Annotated in this window: 14 protein-coding genes and 7 pseudogenes; 8 read left to right on the plus strand and 13 right to left on the minus strand. The window is 71.0% G+C overall.

Features of this window, described 5'->3' with window-relative positions:
- Positions 1-216: 216 nt before the first annotated feature.
- A complete protein-coding gene (locus tag ABZ441_RS17365) occupies positions 217-1,848 on the minus strand; it encodes a protein kinase (RefSeq protein ID WP_358974228.1) in 1,632 nt (543 codons plus the stop codon).
- A 528-nt stretch (positions 1,849-2,376) separates the two neighbouring features.
- On the opposite strand from ABZ441_RS17365, the gene ABZ441_RS17370 reads away from it, so the two are divergent.
- Complete coding sequence (locus ABZ441_RS17370) at positions 2,377-3,114, plus strand: DsbA family oxidoreductase (RefSeq protein ID WP_358974231.1); 738 nt, start codon at positions 2,377-2,379, stop codon at positions 3,112-3,114.
- A gap of 70 nt (positions 3,115-3,184) precedes the next feature.
- Positions 3,185-4,246, plus strand: a complete 1,062-nt coding sequence (locus ABZ441_RS17375) for an aminotransferase class V-fold PLP-dependent enzyme (protein ID WP_358974234.1) — start codon at positions 3,185-3,187, stop codon at positions 4,244-4,246.
- Position 4,247: 1 nt separating this feature from the next.
- Here the strand turns inward: ABZ441_RS17375 and ABZ441_RS17380 are convergent.
- Positions 4,248-4,592: pseudogene (locus tag ABZ441_RS17380) on the minus strand (MarR family transcriptional regulator); the annotation flags it as partial.
- Between ABZ441_RS17380 and ABZ441_RS17385 the strand changes: the two are divergent.
- A pseudogene (locus ABZ441_RS17385) lies at positions 4,587-4,907 on the plus strand (alkene reductase); the annotation flags it as partial. The pseudogenes ABZ441_RS17380 and ABZ441_RS17385 overlap by 6 nt on opposite strands.
- Positions 4,908-4,920: 13 nt before the next feature.
- Here the strand turns inward: ABZ441_RS17385 and ABZ441_RS17390 are convergent.
- From ABZ441_RS17390 to ABZ441_RS17405, 4 genes are read right to left on the minus strand one after another with little or no spacing between them, the layout of a single operon-like run.
- The gene (locus ABZ441_RS17390) at positions 4,921-5,955 is read right to left on the minus strand and encodes a LacI family DNA-binding transcriptional regulator (RefSeq protein ID WP_358974237.1); all 1,035 of its coding nucleotides are present in this window, start codon (positions 5,953-5,955) and stop codon (positions 4,921-4,923) included.
- Positions 5,956-5,997: 42 nt separating this feature from the next.
- A complete protein-coding gene (locus ABZ441_RS17395; protein ID WP_358974240.1) occupies positions 5,998-6,858 on the minus strand; it encodes a carbohydrate ABC transporter permease in 861 nt (286 codons plus the stop codon).
- Positions 6,855-7,781: a sugar ABC transporter permease gene (locus ABZ441_RS17400; RefSeq protein ID WP_358974243.1), complete on the minus strand. Its 927-nt coding sequence runs from the start codon at positions 7,779-7,781 to the stop codon at positions 6,855-6,857. Before ABZ441_RS17400 ends, ABZ441_RS17395 begins: the two co-directional genes overlap by 4 nt.
- The gene (locus tag ABZ441_RS17405) at positions 7,778-9,091 is read right to left on the minus strand and encodes an extracellular solute-binding protein (protein WP_358974246.1); all 1,314 of its coding nucleotides are present in this window, start codon (positions 9,089-9,091) and stop codon (positions 7,778-7,780) included. Before ABZ441_RS17405 ends, ABZ441_RS17400 begins: the two co-directional genes overlap by 4 nt.
- 212 nt (positions 9,092-9,303) lie before the next feature.
- Here ABZ441_RS17405 and ABZ441_RS17410 point away from each other — a divergent pair, with 212 nt between their 5' ends.
- A complete protein-coding gene (locus ABZ441_RS17410; RefSeq protein WP_358974249.1) occupies positions 9,304-11,349 on the plus strand; it encodes a beta-galactosidase in 2,046 nt (681 codons plus the stop codon).
- A 49-nt stretch (positions 11,350-11,398) separates the two neighbouring features.
- On the plus strand, positions 11,399-12,958 hold the full coding sequence (locus ABZ441_RS17415) for an arabinogalactan endo-1,4-beta-galactosidase (RefSeq protein WP_358974252.1): 1,560 nt from the start codon (positions 11,399-11,401) through the stop codon (positions 12,956-12,958).
- A gap of 53 nt (positions 12,959-13,011) precedes the next feature.
- Here ABZ441_RS17415 and ABZ441_RS17420 read toward each other — a convergent pair whose 3' ends face one another.
- The 3 genes and pseudogenes from ABZ441_RS17420 to ABZ441_RS17430 all read right to left on the minus strand — a co-directional run.
- The gene (locus ABZ441_RS17420) at positions 13,012-13,506 is read right to left on the minus strand and encodes a MarR family winged helix-turn-helix transcriptional regulator (RefSeq protein WP_358974255.1); all 495 of its coding nucleotides are present in this window, start codon (positions 13,504-13,506) and stop codon (positions 13,012-13,014) included.
- A gap of 79 nt (positions 13,507-13,585) precedes the next feature.
- A complete protein-coding gene (locus ABZ441_RS17425) occupies positions 13,586-14,599 on the minus strand; it encodes a VOC family protein (protein ID WP_358974258.1) in 1,014 nt (337 codons plus the stop codon).
- Positions 14,600-14,667: 68 nt separating this feature from the next.
- Positions 14,668-14,817 (minus strand): annotated as a pseudogene (locus tag ABZ441_RS17430) (TetR family transcriptional regulator); the annotation flags it as partial.
- Between ABZ441_RS17430 and ABZ441_RS17435 the strand changes: the two are divergent.
- A pseudogene (locus ABZ441_RS17435) lies at positions 14,816-15,160 on the plus strand (zinc-binding dehydrogenase); the annotation flags it as partial. The pseudogenes ABZ441_RS17430 and ABZ441_RS17435 overlap by 2 nt on opposite strands.
- Before the next feature lie 115 nt (positions 15,161-15,275).
- Positions 15,276-15,506, plus strand: a complete 231-nt coding sequence (locus ABZ441_RS17440; RefSeq protein ID WP_358974261.1) for a superinfection immunity protein — start codon at positions 15,276-15,278, stop codon at positions 15,504-15,506.
- A 33-nt stretch (positions 15,507-15,539) separates the two neighbouring features.
- Here the strand turns inward: ABZ441_RS17440 and ABZ441_RS17445 are convergent, their stop codons facing one another.
- Complete coding sequence (locus tag ABZ441_RS17445; RefSeq protein WP_358974264.1) at positions 15,540-16,163, minus strand: hypothetical protein; 624 nt, start codon at positions 16,161-16,163, stop codon at positions 15,540-15,542.
- A gap of 149 nt (positions 16,164-16,312) precedes the next feature.
- Here ABZ441_RS17445 and ABZ441_RS17450 point away from each other — a divergent pair, with 149 nt between their 5' ends.
- Positions 16,313-16,561 carry a hypothetical protein gene (locus ABZ441_RS17450; protein WP_358974291.1) on the plus strand — a complete coding sequence of 83 codons (249 nt, stop codon included), beginning with the start codon at positions 16,313-16,315 and terminating at the stop codon, positions 16,559-16,561.
- A gap of 53 nt (positions 16,562-16,614) precedes the next feature.
- Here ABZ441_RS17450 and ABZ441_RS17455 read toward each other — a convergent pair.
- The 3 pseudogenes from ABZ441_RS17455 to ABZ441_RS17465 all read right to left on the minus strand — a co-directional run.
- Positions 16,615-16,821 (minus strand): annotated as a pseudogene (locus tag ABZ441_RS17455) (DUF397 domain-containing protein); the annotation flags it as partial.
- A pseudogene (locus ABZ441_RS17460) lies at positions 16,818-17,018 on the minus strand (hypothetical protein); the annotation flags it as partial. The pseudogenes ABZ441_RS17460 and ABZ441_RS17455, both read right to left, overlap by 4 nt.
- Positions 17,019-17,143: 125 nt before the next feature.
- A pseudogene (locus ABZ441_RS17465) lies at positions 17,144-17,245 on the minus strand (ectoine hydroxylase); the annotation flags it as partial.

A 17,245-nucleotide genomic window follows, 5' to 3' on the forward strand; every position in this document is an offset into this window, starting at 1 on the left:
CTCGGAGGTCATGAGCGAGCTGCACCCGCCGGTCCTCCGTGCGCCCGTGTACGCCGTCGCGGGTCAGTTTCCGGCGGCGCGAACCACGCGGCGCGAACCACGCGGCGCGAACCACGCGGCGCGAACCACGCGGCGCGCGGCCGTCCCACGTGCTCCGGTTCGCCGGCGAGGACTGCGAGGACTGCGAGGAGTGCCGCGACCCGGGCGTCCCTCGCGTCAGTGATTCGTTCCCGCAGCCCAGAGGACGACATCACCGTCGACGACGGTGATGTTCCCGTCGCTCTGGAGTTTCAGCACCGCGTTCTCGTGCCCATCGGTCTGGCTCGCCCACACCGCCTGGTCCTCCGCGTTGTAGAGGACGAAGTTTCCGTCGGGCTGGAAGTCGGCTCGCGTGCCGGGGCCGCTGGCCCAGGTGTCCCAGCGCGCCTGGTTCGCCTCGTCGTAGGCGACAAGACCACCGTCGCGCTGGAAGACCAGCCGGATCCTGGCCGCGGAGATCTCCTCACCGGGCTGCAGTCTCATCGGTGAGTCGATCACCCGTTCCTCGGGCAGTTCCTCTTCCTTCTCGGCCTCCGGAACGCTGCCGGCCGGTGCGTCCGCGTTGTCGCCCGGGGCTGCGGCTGCCGTCTCCGACGGCGTCGCCCCTGCCTTCGCCCCGGCCCTCGTCCCGTCGGCCCCCTCCGTGCCATGCCAGGGCTGAAGCACCTGCAGGGTCGCGCCGACCGCGCACACCACCGCGACAGCGGCCACGGCCCCGGCGATCCTGCGTCGCCGCCGACGGTTTCCGCCGGCCTCGCCGGGCGGCACGACGGGGGGCGCCGACCGGGGGGACGCCACCACGACGTCGGTCGGCTGCACTGCCGTCGGCCCCGGAGGCGGGGTAGGTGCCGAACGGGCGGTGGCCGGGTGTGTCGGAGCCACCGCGAGTGTGACGCCCGGGGAATCCGAAGGGGAGTCCAGGACCGTGGGGGCAGGGGGGAGAACAGGCAGGCCGTCCGTCGGGTCGGCGGCGGCGATCCGTTGGTAGGCCGGATCATTCGCCAGGGAGGTGTGCGACTGGCACATCTCCACGATCTCCTCAGGCGCCGGCCTCCGGGCCGGGTCCCGCTGTGCGCAGGCCGTGATTATTTCGGCCAGTCCGGCGTCGACCCCGCCCAGGTCGATGTCGCCGTGCACGGTGCGGTAGGCGATTGCCGGGAAGGAACCGTCACCGTACGGGGGGCGGCCGGTGGCGGCGAAGGCCAGCGTGGCACCCAGCGCGAAGACGTCGGCGGCGACGCCGACCTCCTCTCCCTGCAGCGCCTCGGGGGAGGTGAAGCCCGGACTCCCGGCAGTGTGGCCGACCTGGGTCAGAGCGGCCTGCCCGGTTTCCCGGGCGATGCCGAAATCGATGAGCTGCGGGCCGACCGGAGAGAGGATGATGTTCTGCGGCTTGACATCCCGGTGCAGGATTCCGTGGACGTGGATGTCCGACAGCCCCTCGGCCAGCGCGGCCATGAGACCGAGGCAGAGCTGGGCGGGCAGCGCGCCGGACGCGCGCACGGCGGAGTGAAGGGTCCGGCCGGGCACGTACTCGGTGGCGAACCAGTACGGTGGGGCGTCCAGACCGGAGTCGATGAGCGAAGCGCTGTAGGCGCTGCGCATGGTGCGCAAGGTGCCCACCTCGCGGCGGAACCGCTCCAGCGCCTGTTCCTCGTACTGGAACTGGTCACTGATGACCTTGATGGCGACCGGTCGGCCGCCGGGTGTGCTGCCGAGGTAGACGGAGCCCATACCTCCCGCCCCGAGGCGGCCGGCGAGACGGTAGCGACTGATCCGGGCCGGATCTGAGTCGGTGAGCGGTTGCACTGAGCGGATTCCTCCTGGGTACCCTGCCGGAACGCACTGCTACCGCCCGGTTCTCGGACGGGCCGGGTGCCTTCGTGGAGAGCGGGCCACCCGCGCCGCAAGCTGCGTGGCTGTCAGGCCGCACCATCGCGGAGCGGCCGTTCAACGGATCATATGACAGCGTTCGGCACCCGAAGTCCCCGCCGCACGGGGGGCGGTGGCGCGGGGCCACGGGGCAGCGGCACCCGGCAGGGCCCGTGCCGGCGCTGACGACTCCGCCCGTGCACCGGCACTCGGCATGCGGCCTGCGTCGAGGCGCCGGTGACGTTCCGGTGTGCCGTTCACCTTCCTGATGATCTTCGTCCACGCCGCGTGTGCCCGCTCCCTTGTGCTCGCCACGGCGGGGCTGCCGTCCCCGGGCAGCCTCGTACGGACACGCGTGCGCGGCCCCGCCCCGGCCTCGGGAATCCCGAACGGCAGCGGAAGGTTGAATGACGCACGGAGGGATCCTCCGTCCTGTGCGAATCCGAGTGGGAGAGTAGAAGAGTCATGCGCGTCGAGATATGGAGCGACATCGCCTGCCCGTGGTGCTACGTAGGAAAGGCACGCTTCGAGAAGGCGCTGGCCGGGTTCGCGCACCGCGACGAGATCGAGGTGGTCCACCGCTCCTTCGAGCTCGACCCCGGCCGGGCCAAGGGCGACACCGAGCAGGTCATCGACATGCTCGCGCAGAAGTACGGCCGCACCATCGAGGAGGCCCGGGGGATGGAGGCCAACGTCGCGGCGAACGCGCAGGCCGAAGGGCTCGGCTACCGGACCGAGGGGCGCGACCACGGCAACACCTTCGACATCCACCGGCTGCTCCACCTCGCCAAGGCCCGCGGACGCCAGGACGAGCTGCTGAGCCTCGTGTACCGGGCGAACTTCGCCGAGGAGCGCTCCGTCTTCGACGACGCGGTGCTGGCCGACCTGGCCGTCGAGGCCGGGCTCGACGCCGACGAGGCGCGTGCGGTGCTGGCCGACCCCGGGACGTACGCCGACGACGTGCGGGCCGACGAGCGCGAGGCGGCCGAACTGGGCGCCAACGCCGTGCCGTTCTTCGTGCTCGACCGGCGCTACGGCATCTCGGGCGGACAGCCCGCGGAGGTCTTCACCCAGGCCCTGGAGCAGGCGTGGAAGGACCGCGAGGTTCCCGGCCTGACGCAGGTCGGCGGCGACGCGGCGGCCTGCGACGCGGACGGGGCCTGCGAAGTACCCGCAGCGAACGCGTCCGACCAGCGCGTATAAGGACTCCTTGGGCGCGCCGCTCAAACTCGTGTGATTGACGTGGGGTTGAGCGGCCGTCAGGCTGTCCCGCATGGAGACTTCTGCGATCGATCAGGCCAGGGCCAACGAATTCGCATCCGGGACCACCTATCTCAACACCTCCAGCTACGGCCTGCTGCCGCGTCGTGCCGTCGAGGCCGTCAGGACGCTGGCCGACGAGTGCGCCGCAGGCGTCCGGGCCGGGGCGGGCAGCTTCGAGTCGGTGGACGCCGCCCGCGCCGGCTTCGCCAGGATCGCCGGTGTCACACCCGCACGGGTGGCCGTCGGCAGTTCCGTCGCCGCCCATGTGGGGCTCGTCGCCGCCTCCCTGCCGGCGGGCGCCGAAGTCCTCGCGCCGACCGGGGAGTTCAGCTCGGTCGTCAGCCCGTTCGCGGTGCGTGGCGATCTGAAGATGCGCTACGTCCCGCTGGCCGGACTGGCCGACGCCGTTCGGCCGGGGACCGCACTCGTCGCCTTCTCGGCCGTCCAGTCGGCCGACGGCCGCGTCGCCGACCTGGACGCGGTCCGCGCGGCCGCGGCCGCGCACGGCGCCCGCACGCTGCTCGACGCCAGCCAGTCGGCCGGATGGCTGCCGCTCGACGCCGCGCCGTACGACTACACCGTCACCGGTGGGTTCAAGTTCCTGCTGTGCCCCCGGGGCACGTCGTTCCTGACCGTGACCGAGGACGCGCAGGAGGCCGTGCCGTCGCTCTACGCGGGATGGGTCGCGGCCGAGGACCGCTGGAACAGCACGTACGGGCCGGTCGGGGAGCTGGCCGTGGACGCCCGGCGTTTCGACGAACCGGTCGCGTTCCTCTCCTACCACGGGGCCGAGCAGTCCCTCGACCTGCTGGACGGGGTCGGGGTGGACGCCGTGTACGCACACGCCACCGGGCTCGCCGCCCGCTTCCGGGAGGGGCTGGCCGCCCTCGGGCACGAGTCGGTCCCCGGCACCTCCGCGATCGTCGCCGTACCCGGACTGGGAGGCCGGGAGCCCGACCTGGCCGCGGCCGGCGTGATGGTCTCCGCCCGGGCGGGGAACCTGAGGGCCGCCTTCCACCTGTACAACACGGAGGCCGACGTCGACCGCGCGCTGGACGTGCTGTCCGGCTGAGCTAGCGCGCGGGGCGGTCCCCGGCCTCGTTGCAGAGGTTCTCCTCCACCTTGGCGAGCAGCCGGGTCAGCTCCGCGCGCTCGGCCGGGCCGAGCCCCGCGAGGGTGCACTCCTCCAGGCCCGACCAGGCGTCGCGCACCTCGTCGTGCAGGGCGCAGCTCTTCTCGGTCGCCTCGACCAGGACGGCCCGGCCGTCGTCCGGGTCCGGGCGGCGGCGTACGTGCCCGGCCTGTTCGAGGCGCTGGAGCATCTTGGTGACGGTGGACGGGTCGAGGTCCATGGCCTTGATCAGCTCCGCCTGCCGGACCGCCCCGGTGTCCCACAGGTGCATCATCAGGAACTCCTGCTGGAGCCGCTCGGGCTGGCCTACCTGCACGTCCTGGAGCAGGCCGGCACCCGTGAGCTGACGCTCGCGCTGCGCAAGCAGTTCACCGGAACCCTCGTCATCAACGTGTTCTCCGAAGGGCCGACCGGCCCCGAGCACCACACGGTGATCGACGACGGGATCGCCGACATCATCGCCTACGGCGCACTGTTCCTCGCCAACCGGGACCTGCCGGCCCGGCTGAAGGCCGGCGGGCCCTTCAACACCCCGGACCCGTCGACCTTCTTCGGCGGCGACGCGAAGGGCTACACCGACTACCCGGCGCTGGACGCCTGAGCCCGACGCCCTCCTACGCCGACTCCCGGCGGACCAGTTCGGTGGGGAGTATGACCGCGGCCGGGTCCTCCCCACCGATCTGCGCCAGCAGCACCCGCACCATCTCCGCGCTGATCCGGTCCCACGGCTGACGGACCGTCGTCAGCGCGGGGCGTGCCGCGAGCGCGGCGGGGGAGTCGTCGAAGCCGCCGACCGCGATGTCCTGCGGCACCCGCCGGCCGGCCCGCTCCAGCGCGGTCAGCACCCCCTGTGCCATCAGGTCGGACGCGACGAACACCGCGTCGACGTCCGGGGCACGTTCCAGCAGGAGCGCGGCCGCAGCCTCACCGCCCGAGCGGCTGTAGTCGCCCGGCACGATCAGGGTCCCGTCGGCCGGTAGCCCGCACTCGGCGAGCGTCTCGCGGTAGCCCGCCAGCCGGTCCACCCCGCCCGGGGTGTCCAGCGGTCCGGTGACCGTGGCGATCCGGCGGCGCCCCGACCCGTGGAGGAAGCGGACCATGTCCCGGGCGCCGTCGCGGTCGTCCGCCGCCACATAGCTGACCTTGGATCCCTGCCCGAGTGGCTTCCCGCAGGCCACCAGCGGCACGCCGGCCTCGTGCAGCTGGGCGGCCACCGGGTCGCCGGAGTGGTTGGAGACCAGCAGCACCCCGTCCACGTGCCCGGCGATGTACCGCATGTTGCGGCGCCGCTCCGCCTCCGTACCCGCGATCATCAGCAGCAGCGGGATGTCGTGCGCCGCGAGCGCGGTGGTGCAGCCGCGCAGCAGCACATTGAAGTTCGGGTCCTCGAAGAAGCGTTCCTGGGGCTCGGTCAGCAGGAACGCCACCGAGTCGGAACGCCCGGTGATCAGGGACCGGGCATGCCGGTTCACGGTGTAACCGGTCCGTCTGATGGCGGACTGAACCGCGTCGAGCGCGGCCGGGCTGACGTTGTGACCGCCGTTGAGCACCCGGGAGACCGTGCCCCGGGAGACCCCGGCCTCCCGGGCGACGTCGTGGATCGTCGGTGGCCGGCGGCGTCCCGTGCCGTTCTGTTCTGTGCGGCTCATGAAGCATGATCTTTCATCAAGGGAAGCCCTGTTGAGGAGCTGTCAGGACTTTACGGCGCCGGAGAGCAGGTCGAGGCTCCAGAACCGCTGGATCACGAGAAACAGCGCGATCAGCGGGATGATCGCCAGCAGCGCGCCCGTGATGACCAGTGTGTAGAGCGCCGGGGTGTTCGAGCCCTGCTGCAGCAGCGTGTAGAGACCCAGGGTCACCGGGAACTTCTCGTCGTCGCCGAGCATGATGTACGGCAGGAGGAAGTTGTTCCAGACCGCCACGAACTGGAACAGGAACACCGTCACCAGGCCCGGCAGCATCATCGGCAGCGCGATGGTCCGGAAGATCCGCCACTCGCCGCCGCCGTCCATCCGTCCGGCCTCGATCACGTCGGCCGGCACGGCGGCCGACGCGTAGATCCGGGCGAGGTAGACGCCGTACGGGGAGAGGATCAGCGGCAGCAGCACCGAGAGGTAGGAGTCGGTCATGTCCACCTCGGCCAGCAGCAGGTACTGCGGCACGGCAAGGATCACCGGCGGCATCAGGACCCCGGCGAGCAGGATGTTGAAGACGGTCTCCTTCCCGCGGAAGCGGTACACGGCCAGCGCGTACCCCGAGACCGCGGACACCGCGGTGGAGAGCAGTGCGCCCACCCCGGCGTAGAAGGCCGAGTTGGCCATCCACCTCCAGTACACCCCGTCCCGGTACTCGGTCAGTTCGGCGACGTTGTCGGTGAAGCCGGAACCGGGCAGGAAGGTGAAGGTGGAGAACAGCTCGCTGCCGGACTTCGTCGAGGCGACCAGGACCCAGGCGACGGGCAGCAGGCAGTACAGGGCGCCGAGGAGCAGCGCGGCCGTGGGGACGAGCGGTCGCCGCCGGCGGCCGGGGGTGGCGAGGGACTGCGTACTCATCGGGAGTCTCCCTGCTTCGTACGGGAGTTGGCCGCCTTGAGGAAGCCGAAGGACAGGGCGAGGGTGGCGACGGCGATGATGACCGCCTGGGCCGCCGCCGCGTGGATGTCGTTGTTGACGAAGGCGTCCTGGTAGACCTTCATCAGGGGACTCCACGTGGTGGAGAGGGAGTTGGTCAGCGGTTTCAGGGTGGTGGGCTCGCTGAAGACCTGGAGTGTCGCGATGATCGAGAAGAAGAAGGTCAGGATCAGGGACGGCGCCACCATCGGGATCTTGATCCGCAGCGCGATCTGCAGCTGTGAGCAGCCGTCGATCCGCGCGGCTTCGAAGATCTCGGCGGGGATCGCCCGGAGCGACGTGTAGATCACGATCATGTTGAAGCCGGTACCGCCCCACACTGCGATGTTGGCGAGCGAGAGGTACAGCGGCCCGCCGTCCAGCAGATCGGGCTGCGGAAGCCCCATCGCGTCGAGCAGGTACAGGAAGGGGCTGACGTCCGGCAGGTACAGGAAGCCCCACATCAGCGCGGCGATGACGCCGGGGATCGCGTACGGCAGGAAGATCGCCAGCCGGGTGAAGCCGCGCACCCGGAGCCCGTCGGTGTCCAGCAGCAGGGCGAACAGCAGGGCGAGGCCGAGCATGACCGGGACGACGATCGCGCCGTACCCGAGGATGCGCAGCGCGCCGTGCAGCAGCTCAGCGTCGGAGAGCGCGTCCGTGTAGTTGGCTACGCCGGCCCAGATCTCCTCCCGTGCGTCCTTGCCGAGACCCAGTCCCTTGACCTCGGTCCTGCGGAAGCTGAGGTACACGGCGTAGCCGATGGGGAGCGCGAAGAAGAGCAGGAACAGGAGGGTGGCGGGGACCAGGAAAGCGTACGGGGCGCTCTTGACCCCGTACGCCTTCCTGCGGGGTGTACGAGTCACTCCGAGACCCCGAAGCCCTGCTTCTTCAGGTCCGCGACGGTGGCGTCCTGCATGGCGGTCAGCGCGGGGCCGAAGTCCGACTTGTTCTTGGCGGCCGCGGCGAAGTTGTCCTTGAAGGCGCTGTACGCGACGTTGACGTTGGGGCCCCAGGCCGCGGGGGCGGTGCCCTGGGCGATCTTGGCGGCCTCGGTGTAGAAGTCGGGCTGGTTGGAGAAGTAGTCCGGAGCCTTCGACAGGGCGCCCCCGGTCTGGGCGGCCGTGGCGGCGGGGTAGATGCCGCCCTCCTTCACCAGCGCGGCGAGCGCCGTCGGATCCGTGTTCAGCCACTTCGCGAAGGTGGCGGCGGCCTTCTTGTTCTTGGAGTCGTTGGTGACGGCGGTGGAGGAGCCGCCCCAGCTGCCGGTGACGTTCTCACCGGCCTTCCACTGGGGGAGCGGGGCCATCGCCCACTTGCCCTTCGTCTCGGGAGCGGCGGTGGTCAGGGTGCCCGGCGCCCAGACGGCGCTGACCCAGGCGACCTGCTTGCCGGTGTTGAGCGCCTTGTTCCAGGCCGGGGTGTACATCGGCTGGTTGTCGATGGCCCCCTCCTTCACCAGGCCGCCCCAGAAGTCCGCGACCTTCTGCGTGGCCGGATCGTCGATCGCGACCTTCCACTTGTCGCCGCCGGTGGTCCACCACTTCGCGCCCGCCTGCTGGGCGAGGCCCGCGAAGAGGCCCGAGTCGTTGGACGAGAAGGTGGTGAGGTCCTTGTCCGGCGCCTTCTCCTTCAGCGCGCGGGCGGTCTCGGCGAACTCGTCCCAGGTGGTGGGCACGGTCAGGCCGTACTGCTCGAAGAGGTCCTCGCGGTAGTAGAACATCAGCGGGCCGGAGTCCTGCGGCAGGGCGTACAGGGCGTCGGAGCCGAGCGTCGCCTGCTGCCAGATCCCGTCGGCGAACTCGCCCTCGGCGTCGCCCGCCTCCTCGGATATGTCCGCGAGGACGTCGTTGGAGACCAGGGTGGGGAGCGCCTGGTACTCGGCCTGGACCAGGTCGGGGGCCTTGTGGGCCTTCGCCGCCGTGATGATCTTGGTGACCAGGTCGTCGCCCGAGGCCTGCTTCTTCACCGTGACGGTGATACCGGCCTCCTTGCCGGGGCCCTCGTTCCAGATGTCCGCGACCTTGTCCAGGCCGGGAGCCCACGCCCAGTAGGTCAGCGACGCGGGCCCGGACGCGGCCGGCTCGTCGCCGCCGTCGTCCGTGCCGCACCCCGAGAGCAGGGCGGTGGCGGCGAGAGCGGCGGCGGTGGACACCGCGACGGTGCGGTATTTCATGGGTTCTCCCCTGACGAGACGAACGACGAGACGAACGACGAGACGAGCAGACGCATCGGCCGACCGGCCGGAAAGGCGCTGTGAGCGTTCACAGTAGAGAAACGAAACCGACACTTGTCAATGGTTGTTGCTGTGCGGTTATGTTGGGCCTGCGCCGCCGAGAGTGTGTGTGCACGTTCCCAGAAGTTGTCCCGAAGAGCCAGGAGCTGTCCATGCCGCACTCAGAACCCGCTCCCTACCCGGTCGGCCTGCACCAGCTCGCCTTCGGCGGCGACTACAACCCTGAGCAGTGGCCCGAAGAGGTCTGGCACGAGGACGTACGCCTGATGCGGGAGGCCGGCGTGACCATGGTCAGCGTCGGCATCTTCTCCTGGGCGCTCCTGGAACCCGAGCCGGGCACCTACGACTTCGGCTGGCTCGACCGCCTCCTGGACCTGCTGCACGTCAACGGCATCCGCGCCGACCTCGGCACCCCCACCGTCGCCCCGCCGGCCTGGTTCTACCGCGCCCACCCCGAGGCCCTGCCGGTCAGCCGGGACGGGGTCCGCTACGCCTTCGGATCACGCGGCGCCATCTGTCACAGCTCCGCCCCCTACCGCGCGGCGGCGGCGAACATCACCGAGCAGCTGGCCCGCCGCTACGCGAAGCACCCCGCCCTCGCGATGTGGCACGTCCACAACGAGTACGGCGTCCCCGTCAGCGCCTGCTACTGCGACAGCTGCGGCGCGCACTTCCGCCGCTGGCTCGCCGCCCGGCACGGTTCCGTCGAGGCGGTCAACAAGGCCTGGGGCACCGCCTTCTGGGGCCAGCGCTACCGAAGCCTCGACGACATCGACCCGCCCCGCACCACGCCGACCGTCGGCAACCCCGCCCAGCAGCTGGACTACGCCCGCTTCGCCGACGCCACCATGCGGGAGAACTTCACCGCCGAACGCGACGTCCTGCACCGGCTCGCCCCCGGCATCCCGGTCACCACCAACTTCATGACCGCCCTCAGCCAGTGCGAATCCGTCGACTACTGGGCCTGGGGCCGCGAGGTCGACCTCGTCACCAACGACCACTACCTGATCACCGACGGCCGCCGCACCCACGTCAACCTCGCCATGGCCGCCGACCTCACCCGCTCCGTGGCGGGCGGCGCACCCTGGCTGCTGCTGGAGCACTCCACCAGCGGCGTCAACTGGCAGCCCCGCAACCCCGCCAAGCGCCCCGGCGAGATGGCCCGCAACAGCCTCTCCCACGTCGCCCGGGGCTCCGAGGGCGCGATGTTCTTCCAGTGGCGGCAGTCCCGGCGCGGCGCCGAGAAGTTCCACTCCGCGATGGTCCCGCACGCCGGCACCGACTCGCGGATCTGGCGCGAGGTGAGCGCGCTCGGCGCCGGGCTCGGCCTGCTGGAGGGCATCCGGGGCACCCGGACCGTCGCCGACGTGGCGATGATCTGGGACTGGCAGTCCTGGTGGGCGCAGAGTCTGGAGTGGCGCCCCAGCGAGGAGCACGACGCCCGCGAGCGCGCCGACACCTTCTACGCCTCGCTCTTCGACCGCCACCTCACCGTCGACTTCGCCCACCCCGACGCCGATCTCAGCGGCTACCCGCTGGTCGTCGTCCCCGCCCTTTACCTGGCCACCGAGGAGACCGGACGGAATCTGCGCCGCTACGTCGAGCAGGGCGGCACCCTGGTCGTCTCGTACTTCTCCGGCATCGTCGACGCCGACGACGCGGTGCACCCCGGTGCCTACCCGGGTCCGCTCCGGGACGTGCTCGGGCTGACGGTCGAGGAGTTCTCCCCGCTCGGCGAGGGCGGCACCGTCCGCCTGATCACCCCCGAGGGCGCCCCCGAGGGACCGGAGCTGACCGGCGACCTCTGGTCGGACGTGGTGATCCCGCGCGGCGCCGAGACCCTCTGGTCGTACGCCGACGGCATCCCGGCGGGCCGCCCCGCCGTCACCCGCAACCGGCTCGGCGAGGGCACCGCCTGGTACATCTCCACGCGGCTCTCCGGCCCGGATCTGGACGCCGTCCTGGACCGCGCCGCCGCCGACGCCCGCATCGAGCCCCGCACGAGCCTGCCGTACGACGTCGAGGTCGTGCGCCGCACCGGCGACACCGGCAGCTACCTCTTCGTGATCAACCACACCGACGCCGAGGCCGCAGTGGCGCTGGACGCCCCCGGCACCGAACTCCTCACCGACGAGGCCGCCGTGGGCAAGCTCGCCGTTCCGGCGGGCGCGGTCCGCGTCGTACGGCTCGCCGGCTGAGGCGCACACCCACAGGGAATCCCGCACAACTGTCGAAGGGACATCGACGATGTACGGAACGACGCACACCCGCGCGAAAGCGGCAGGGGCGGTGGCCGTGCTCTCCGGCCTCGTGTTCGCCGCACTCCCCGCCCAGGCCGCCCACGCGGCCACCGCTCCCGTCAACACCGGCTTCGAGTCCGGGGCCACCGGCTGGTCGACGTACTCGGCCGGAGGCCAGAACGCCGCCTCCTTCACCGAGGCGGGCGGCCACGGCGGCAGCACCCGGCTCAGCCACTGGTCGGCCTCGGCGTACAAGGTCGAGACCTACCAGTACCTGAGCGGCCTGGCCGACGGCACGTACACCCTCAGCGCCTGGGTGCGCTCCGGCGGCGGCCAGAACTCCGCCTACCTCGCCCTGCGCAACTGCGGCTCCGCCGAGCAGCGCACCGACCTGCCGCCGACCGCGGACGGCGCGTGGATCCGGCTCGTCACCTCCGTCAAGGTGACCGGCGGCGCCTGCACGATCAGCCTCAACTCCGACGCGCACGCGGGGGAGTGGGCGAACTTCGACGACATCACCTTCACCCCCGGGAGCACCGGACTGAGCGTCAGGGGCGGCGACCTCTCCACCCTCCCGAAGAACGAGGCGCACGGCGCCACGTACCGCGACGCGAGCGGCAGGGCGGGGGACGCCATGAGCATCCTCAAGGGCTCCGGGATGAACTACGTACGCCTCAAGGTGTGGGTGAACCCGGCCGACGGCTACAACGACAAGGCGCACGTCCTGGCCATGGCCAAGCGCGCCAAGGCCCTCGGCATGAAGACGCTCATCGACTTCCACTACTCCGACGCCTGGGCCGACCCCGGCAAACAGAACAAGCCCGCGGCCTGGGCGGGGCACGGCTACGCCCAGCTCCGCACCGACGTCTACGACCACACCTACGACGTGCTGAACGCGCTCAAGGCCCAGGGCACCACGGCCGACATGGTGCAGATCGGCAACGAGATCAACGGCGGGATGCTCCGGCCGGAGGGCTCCACCGCCAACTGGTCCCAGCTGGCGGGCCTGATCACCTCGGGGGCGAACGCGGCCAAGGCGGTCTCCTCCGGCACGAAGGTGGCGCTGCACCTCGCCGAGGGCGGCGACAACGCGGGCACCCGCTGGTGGTTCGACAACGCCGTGGCGCAGAAGGTGCCCTTCGACGTCATCGCCCTCTCCTACTACGGCTACTGGCACGGCCCGCTGTCCGAGCTCCAGACCAACCTCGACGACGCCGCCTCCCGTTACGGGAAGCCGGTGCTGGTCGCCGAGACGGCCTACGCCCACACACTGGCGAACGGCGACGGCCTGGAGAACAACGTGGCCACCGCCGGCCAACTGGCCGCCGGCTACCCGGCGACCCCGTCCGGCCAGGCGGCGAACCTCCGCGACGTCATGAACGTCGTCGAGGCCGTCCCGAACGGCCGAGGGCTCGGCGCCGTGTACTGGGAGCCGGCCTGGACCGCGGCGAAGGGCAGCGGCTGGGACCCGGCCGACCCGTCCTCGGGCAACGCGTGGGAGAACCAGGCGGTGTTCGACTACAACGGCAAGCTGCTCCCGGCGGCCGCCTGGTTCTCGCACAGGTAGCCCGCACCGCCGGGCATCCGGACCGTGGCACCCGCCGGCGACGGAGCGGGCATTCAGAGAGGGCGTGAGCCCTCGACGTTGGCCACCACCGTCCGGAGGACCTTGAGCGCGGCCACGTACTCCGCGTCGCTGATCCCCTGGTGGGCCTCGGCGCGGAGACCGGTCGCCAGCTCGCGCAGCCGCACCCGGGCTGCCTCGCCGTCGTCGGTGAGGTGCAGTCGCTGCCCGTCCTCGCTGCCGAGCCAGCCGCGGTGGAGCAACTGGGCGACGACCCTGGAGACGTCGTGCGGTCCGTCGGCGAGGGGCGTGAGCTGGGTGACGACCTCCTCACGGGTGGGTGCGGCCGGCCCGCCGTGCACCCGGTTGAGCACCCAGTACTGCGGCTGCGTGACGTCGATCCCGGCCATGGCGTCCCGCAGGCGGCGGGTGACGGCCGCGTGGGCCAGGCCGCTCCAGTATCCGATGGGCTGTGTGACCAGTGCGTCGTCGGTGGCCGCAGGGTCTGCCGGCGCCTGATCGGTGAGGGTGGTGCTGGTCGGCCGTTCCACGGCTGGGACGCTACCGGAACTTCCCGCCCGGACATCGCCGGGCGGGACAACCGGCCGCGATATGGCCGGTTCCGTCAGCTCACCCGGCCAGCGGCGTACCGTGCCACTTCCACGACGTGACACGGTCGCGGCCCGGCAGATCGGTGCGGCCTGTGGACCACAGCAGGACGGTCCACCGGTCCTCGTCGTCCGGGGCGTCGGGGAAGAGCCGGGCCAGCACCCGGTCGCAGAGGTCCCTGGGAGGGGTCCAGGAGATTGAGAGCCCGGCGGCGACGTCGTGGGTGTGCACCAGGGTCTCGACGATGCCCATCGCGGCGAAGCCCTCCGGGTCGGAGACGCCGTACGCATGGTGGGAGCGCACATCCGCAGGGGTCGTCCGCACCATCGCGCTCAGCAGGGCGCCGCTCGCCTCCAGCGTCTGGAGCAGCCCGGCGCTTCCCGTCTCCGGATCGGCGAACACCATGTTCCAGGGGCCGCCCTCGCGCCGGGGGGCGAAGTGATACGGCACCAGACGGTCCTGCGGCGGCTGGCGCGGGCCGAGCTGGACCGCGTAGGAGAACAGATCGTCGCTCAGGTGCTCGACGGTCTCCCAGCAGTCCCACTCCAAGGTCCCCGCAGGGGTGCGCCAGCCGTCCCCGGGAGCCTGCGCCATGACGTCCACCGCGAGCCGTACCGCCAGCGTCACGTCGTCGGCGGTGACGGGCAGCCGGGTACCGGTCAGCGCGGCGCGTTCCCCCGCACCGCACTCCACGCAGAACTCGTTGCCCTCCGGATCCGCCAGGGTCGCCCAGCCCCTGCCGTTGGGCTTGCGGTGGTCGGCGACCAGCGTGGCGCCGACAGCGAGCAGCCGCTCGACCTCCTCGTCACGGGTGCGGTCCTCGGGGCGGACGTCCAGGTGGACGCGGTTCTTGGCGCGCTTGGGTTCGGGCACCGTGACGAAGAGCAGCGCCGCCCCCGGCGCCCCTACGAGTGCCTCGGGGTCACCGGGACGGTCGTCGTCGGCCAGGGGGGAATCGAGCACCTCGGCCCAGAACCGGGCCAGTTCGTAGGCGTCGGCGCAGTCGATGGTGATGTGCTGTACGAGCGAAGTCATGGGCGCCACTGTCGCCGCTGACCCGGGCCCGGGTCCAGCGAGTTGCACGGCCGGGCAGGTGCTTCGCCCTACACGTGGGGCAGCGCGGCTCGCACTACGGCTCGTGCCAGGTCAGTGCCTTCGGAAAGCGTGTCGAGCGGGAGCGGCTGCGTGGCGAGAGCGCCCTCGTGCAGCAGGAGGAGCTGGGTGGCGAGGGTGGCGGGGCCCGAGCAGCCCGCCGCCCCGGAGGGCATCGACGTCGCACTCGACGTCGTCGCCGGGGACCTGGTGGGTGACGGACTGCCACTGCTGAACGAAGGCGGCCGGTGGGTCGTCGCCGGTGCGCTCGGAGGGTACGACGTGACCTTTGACGTGCGGCGCCTCTACCTGCACAACGCACAGGTGATCGGCTCCTCGATGCACACGCCCACGCACTTCGGCCTCCTCGTGGACCTGGCTCGTCGCGGCGAGATCCAGCCCGTCATCGCCGCGACGTTCCCTCTGGACCAGGCCGCTCGGGCGCAGGAAGAGCTGGACGGCAGGGGGCATGTGGGGAAGCTCGTTCTGCGTCCCCAGGAATAGATCGACGATCTCAGGTGGGTTCCGTGGTGAGTCGGCGACAGTTGAATACGCGAGCCGCCGGTATCGATCCCCACTTCGGCATCGGTTCCAACAGGGCGATCCATAGAGTGGCCTGATGATCTCGACAGTGGGTCCCCTGGAACTGCTCGTGCTGGTGCCGGTGGCACTCCTCGTACTCTGCCTGCCGCCGGTCATCGCCCACCGCAGAGGAGTGGAGCGCCTGGGCCTCGTCATCGTGGTCAGCCTGATCGGTGCCGTCACGGGGCTGTTCTGGTTCGTGGCCCTGGTCATGGCGCTGTCGATGCGTACCCGCGGCCCCGCCCCGACGCTCCGGCCGAGCGGCTGAACCGGCCTGCGGTCCGCCTCCTGGGGTCACCCTTCAGTTGCCGCTCAGCGGCGAATCCCATGTGCGGTCGTGCCGTGGCCTGCCCATCAGGTGGGTGAGCAGGTTCTTCGCCGTGTTCGCGGCAGTGTCCCGTGGAGCACCTGCGGCAATCAGGGCGGCACTGAGCCTGGCCGGCCCCGTCTCCGGCACGTCCAAGTCGTCGAGAAGGGGAAGGGCCAGCAGGAGGCGGGCGGCAGAGTCCTCGACACCGTCGGCCGCAGCGTCGGGGCTGTCGGCCATGCGAACCAGTTCGTGCCATGTCAGCCCGGTCTCCGTGAACCCTCCCTCCCAGCTGGCGATCTGCTGCGCATGGCTCCGGCCCGGACGGGTGAGGAGGTAGTCGATGCCGTAGTCGCCCACCACGTTGCGGTAGACCACCGCGGCTCCGGGGCCCTCTGCGGCGGGCAACCGGAACACCGGCCAGTTCTCGGGATCGAAGAGGATCTCGGCGACGGCGTCGGTATCGGCGCCGTCGTCGCCGAACCACTCCGGAACGGGCCGCTCGGCGCCTGCGCCGGTACCGCACATCGCCATGAGGTGGTTCGACCAGAAGCCCGGTCGGGCCAGCAGCGACTCCCCGGCAACCAGAGGACCGTCGTCATATCCCTTGATCAGCACTCTGTGAGCATCTCACCGGCCACCGAAACGGCCTGACGCAGGATCGGAGCGGCGGCGCCTCCACCCCGGAGGCGGCGGTTCCCATCCCTTCGGGTTCGATGGCAGCATCGCGTGACGCAACCGCGTTCGCGGGCGCAAGGGGGGAACGGATGTTGCTCTTTGGTGTGCTGGCCCTGATGCTGTTCATCCTGGTCATCGTCTGGGTGGCCCTCGGAGTGCACGGTCTGCTTCTCGGCCGCATGCCCGGGCACTGGCTGCAGAGGCGAGTGCGGCAGCCGAGGGTCTGGGGAGCGGGCGCCCTGCTGATACCGGCCAGCGGGTACGCACACTCACCGTCACTCCTCGTCGTGGGAATCGGCCTCGTCGCACTGGGGCACGTCATGAAGCCCACGCGATGAGTCCGCTGACCGCGAATCCCGGCACTCGGCCGACGCGGGCCGGGCGCCGGTCGGACAGCGCCGAACGCGCCTGCCTTGACGCCCGTCACGAAGGAGGCGAACGAGGCGGTGGGCAGGTCCAGGACGGGGCCATCCGGATTCTTCGAGTCGCGGACGGGGACCATGCCGTGCGGGCCGGCGAGGTCGGCGGCGACCTCGACACAGGCGCCACCGTTGTCGCTGTAGGAGGACTTGATCCAACGGGGGGTGTCGGTCGTCATGGGACGCCCGTTCGCAACTGGCTGATCATGGCAACGGATGCCGCCTGAGGCATCGATTCGGCCTGCAGTTGATGGTAGGCCGTCAACAGGGGCAGGACGACAGCGCTTTCGCGTTCGAGCTGGCCGCGCTGGGCGGACTCGGCGGACGCCATGACCGACCGGTCCGGCATCGTAAGGATGTACAGGGGCAGATTGAACTGCACGTGGAAGCCGCGCACGGTGCCCCGTCCAGCGGACTCCGGCAGTGACGAGCCGGCCAGGGGTATGCGGAAGGGGCGGGACGCGATGCGTCCCGCCCCTTCCGCATACCCGTCGTACGGCCCTACTTCACCGGTGTGAAGTCGCGTGCCCCGATGAACTCGGGGCGGCGGACCGGAGCCGAGAAGGGCTCCTGCGCGGTGTTGTCGACGCTGTTGAACACGAT

Origin of the sequence: Streptomyces sp. NPDC005752, assembly GCF_040630715.1 — a bacterium.
GTDB lineage: Bacteria > Actinomycetota > Actinomycetes > Streptomycetales > Streptomycetaceae > Streptomyces.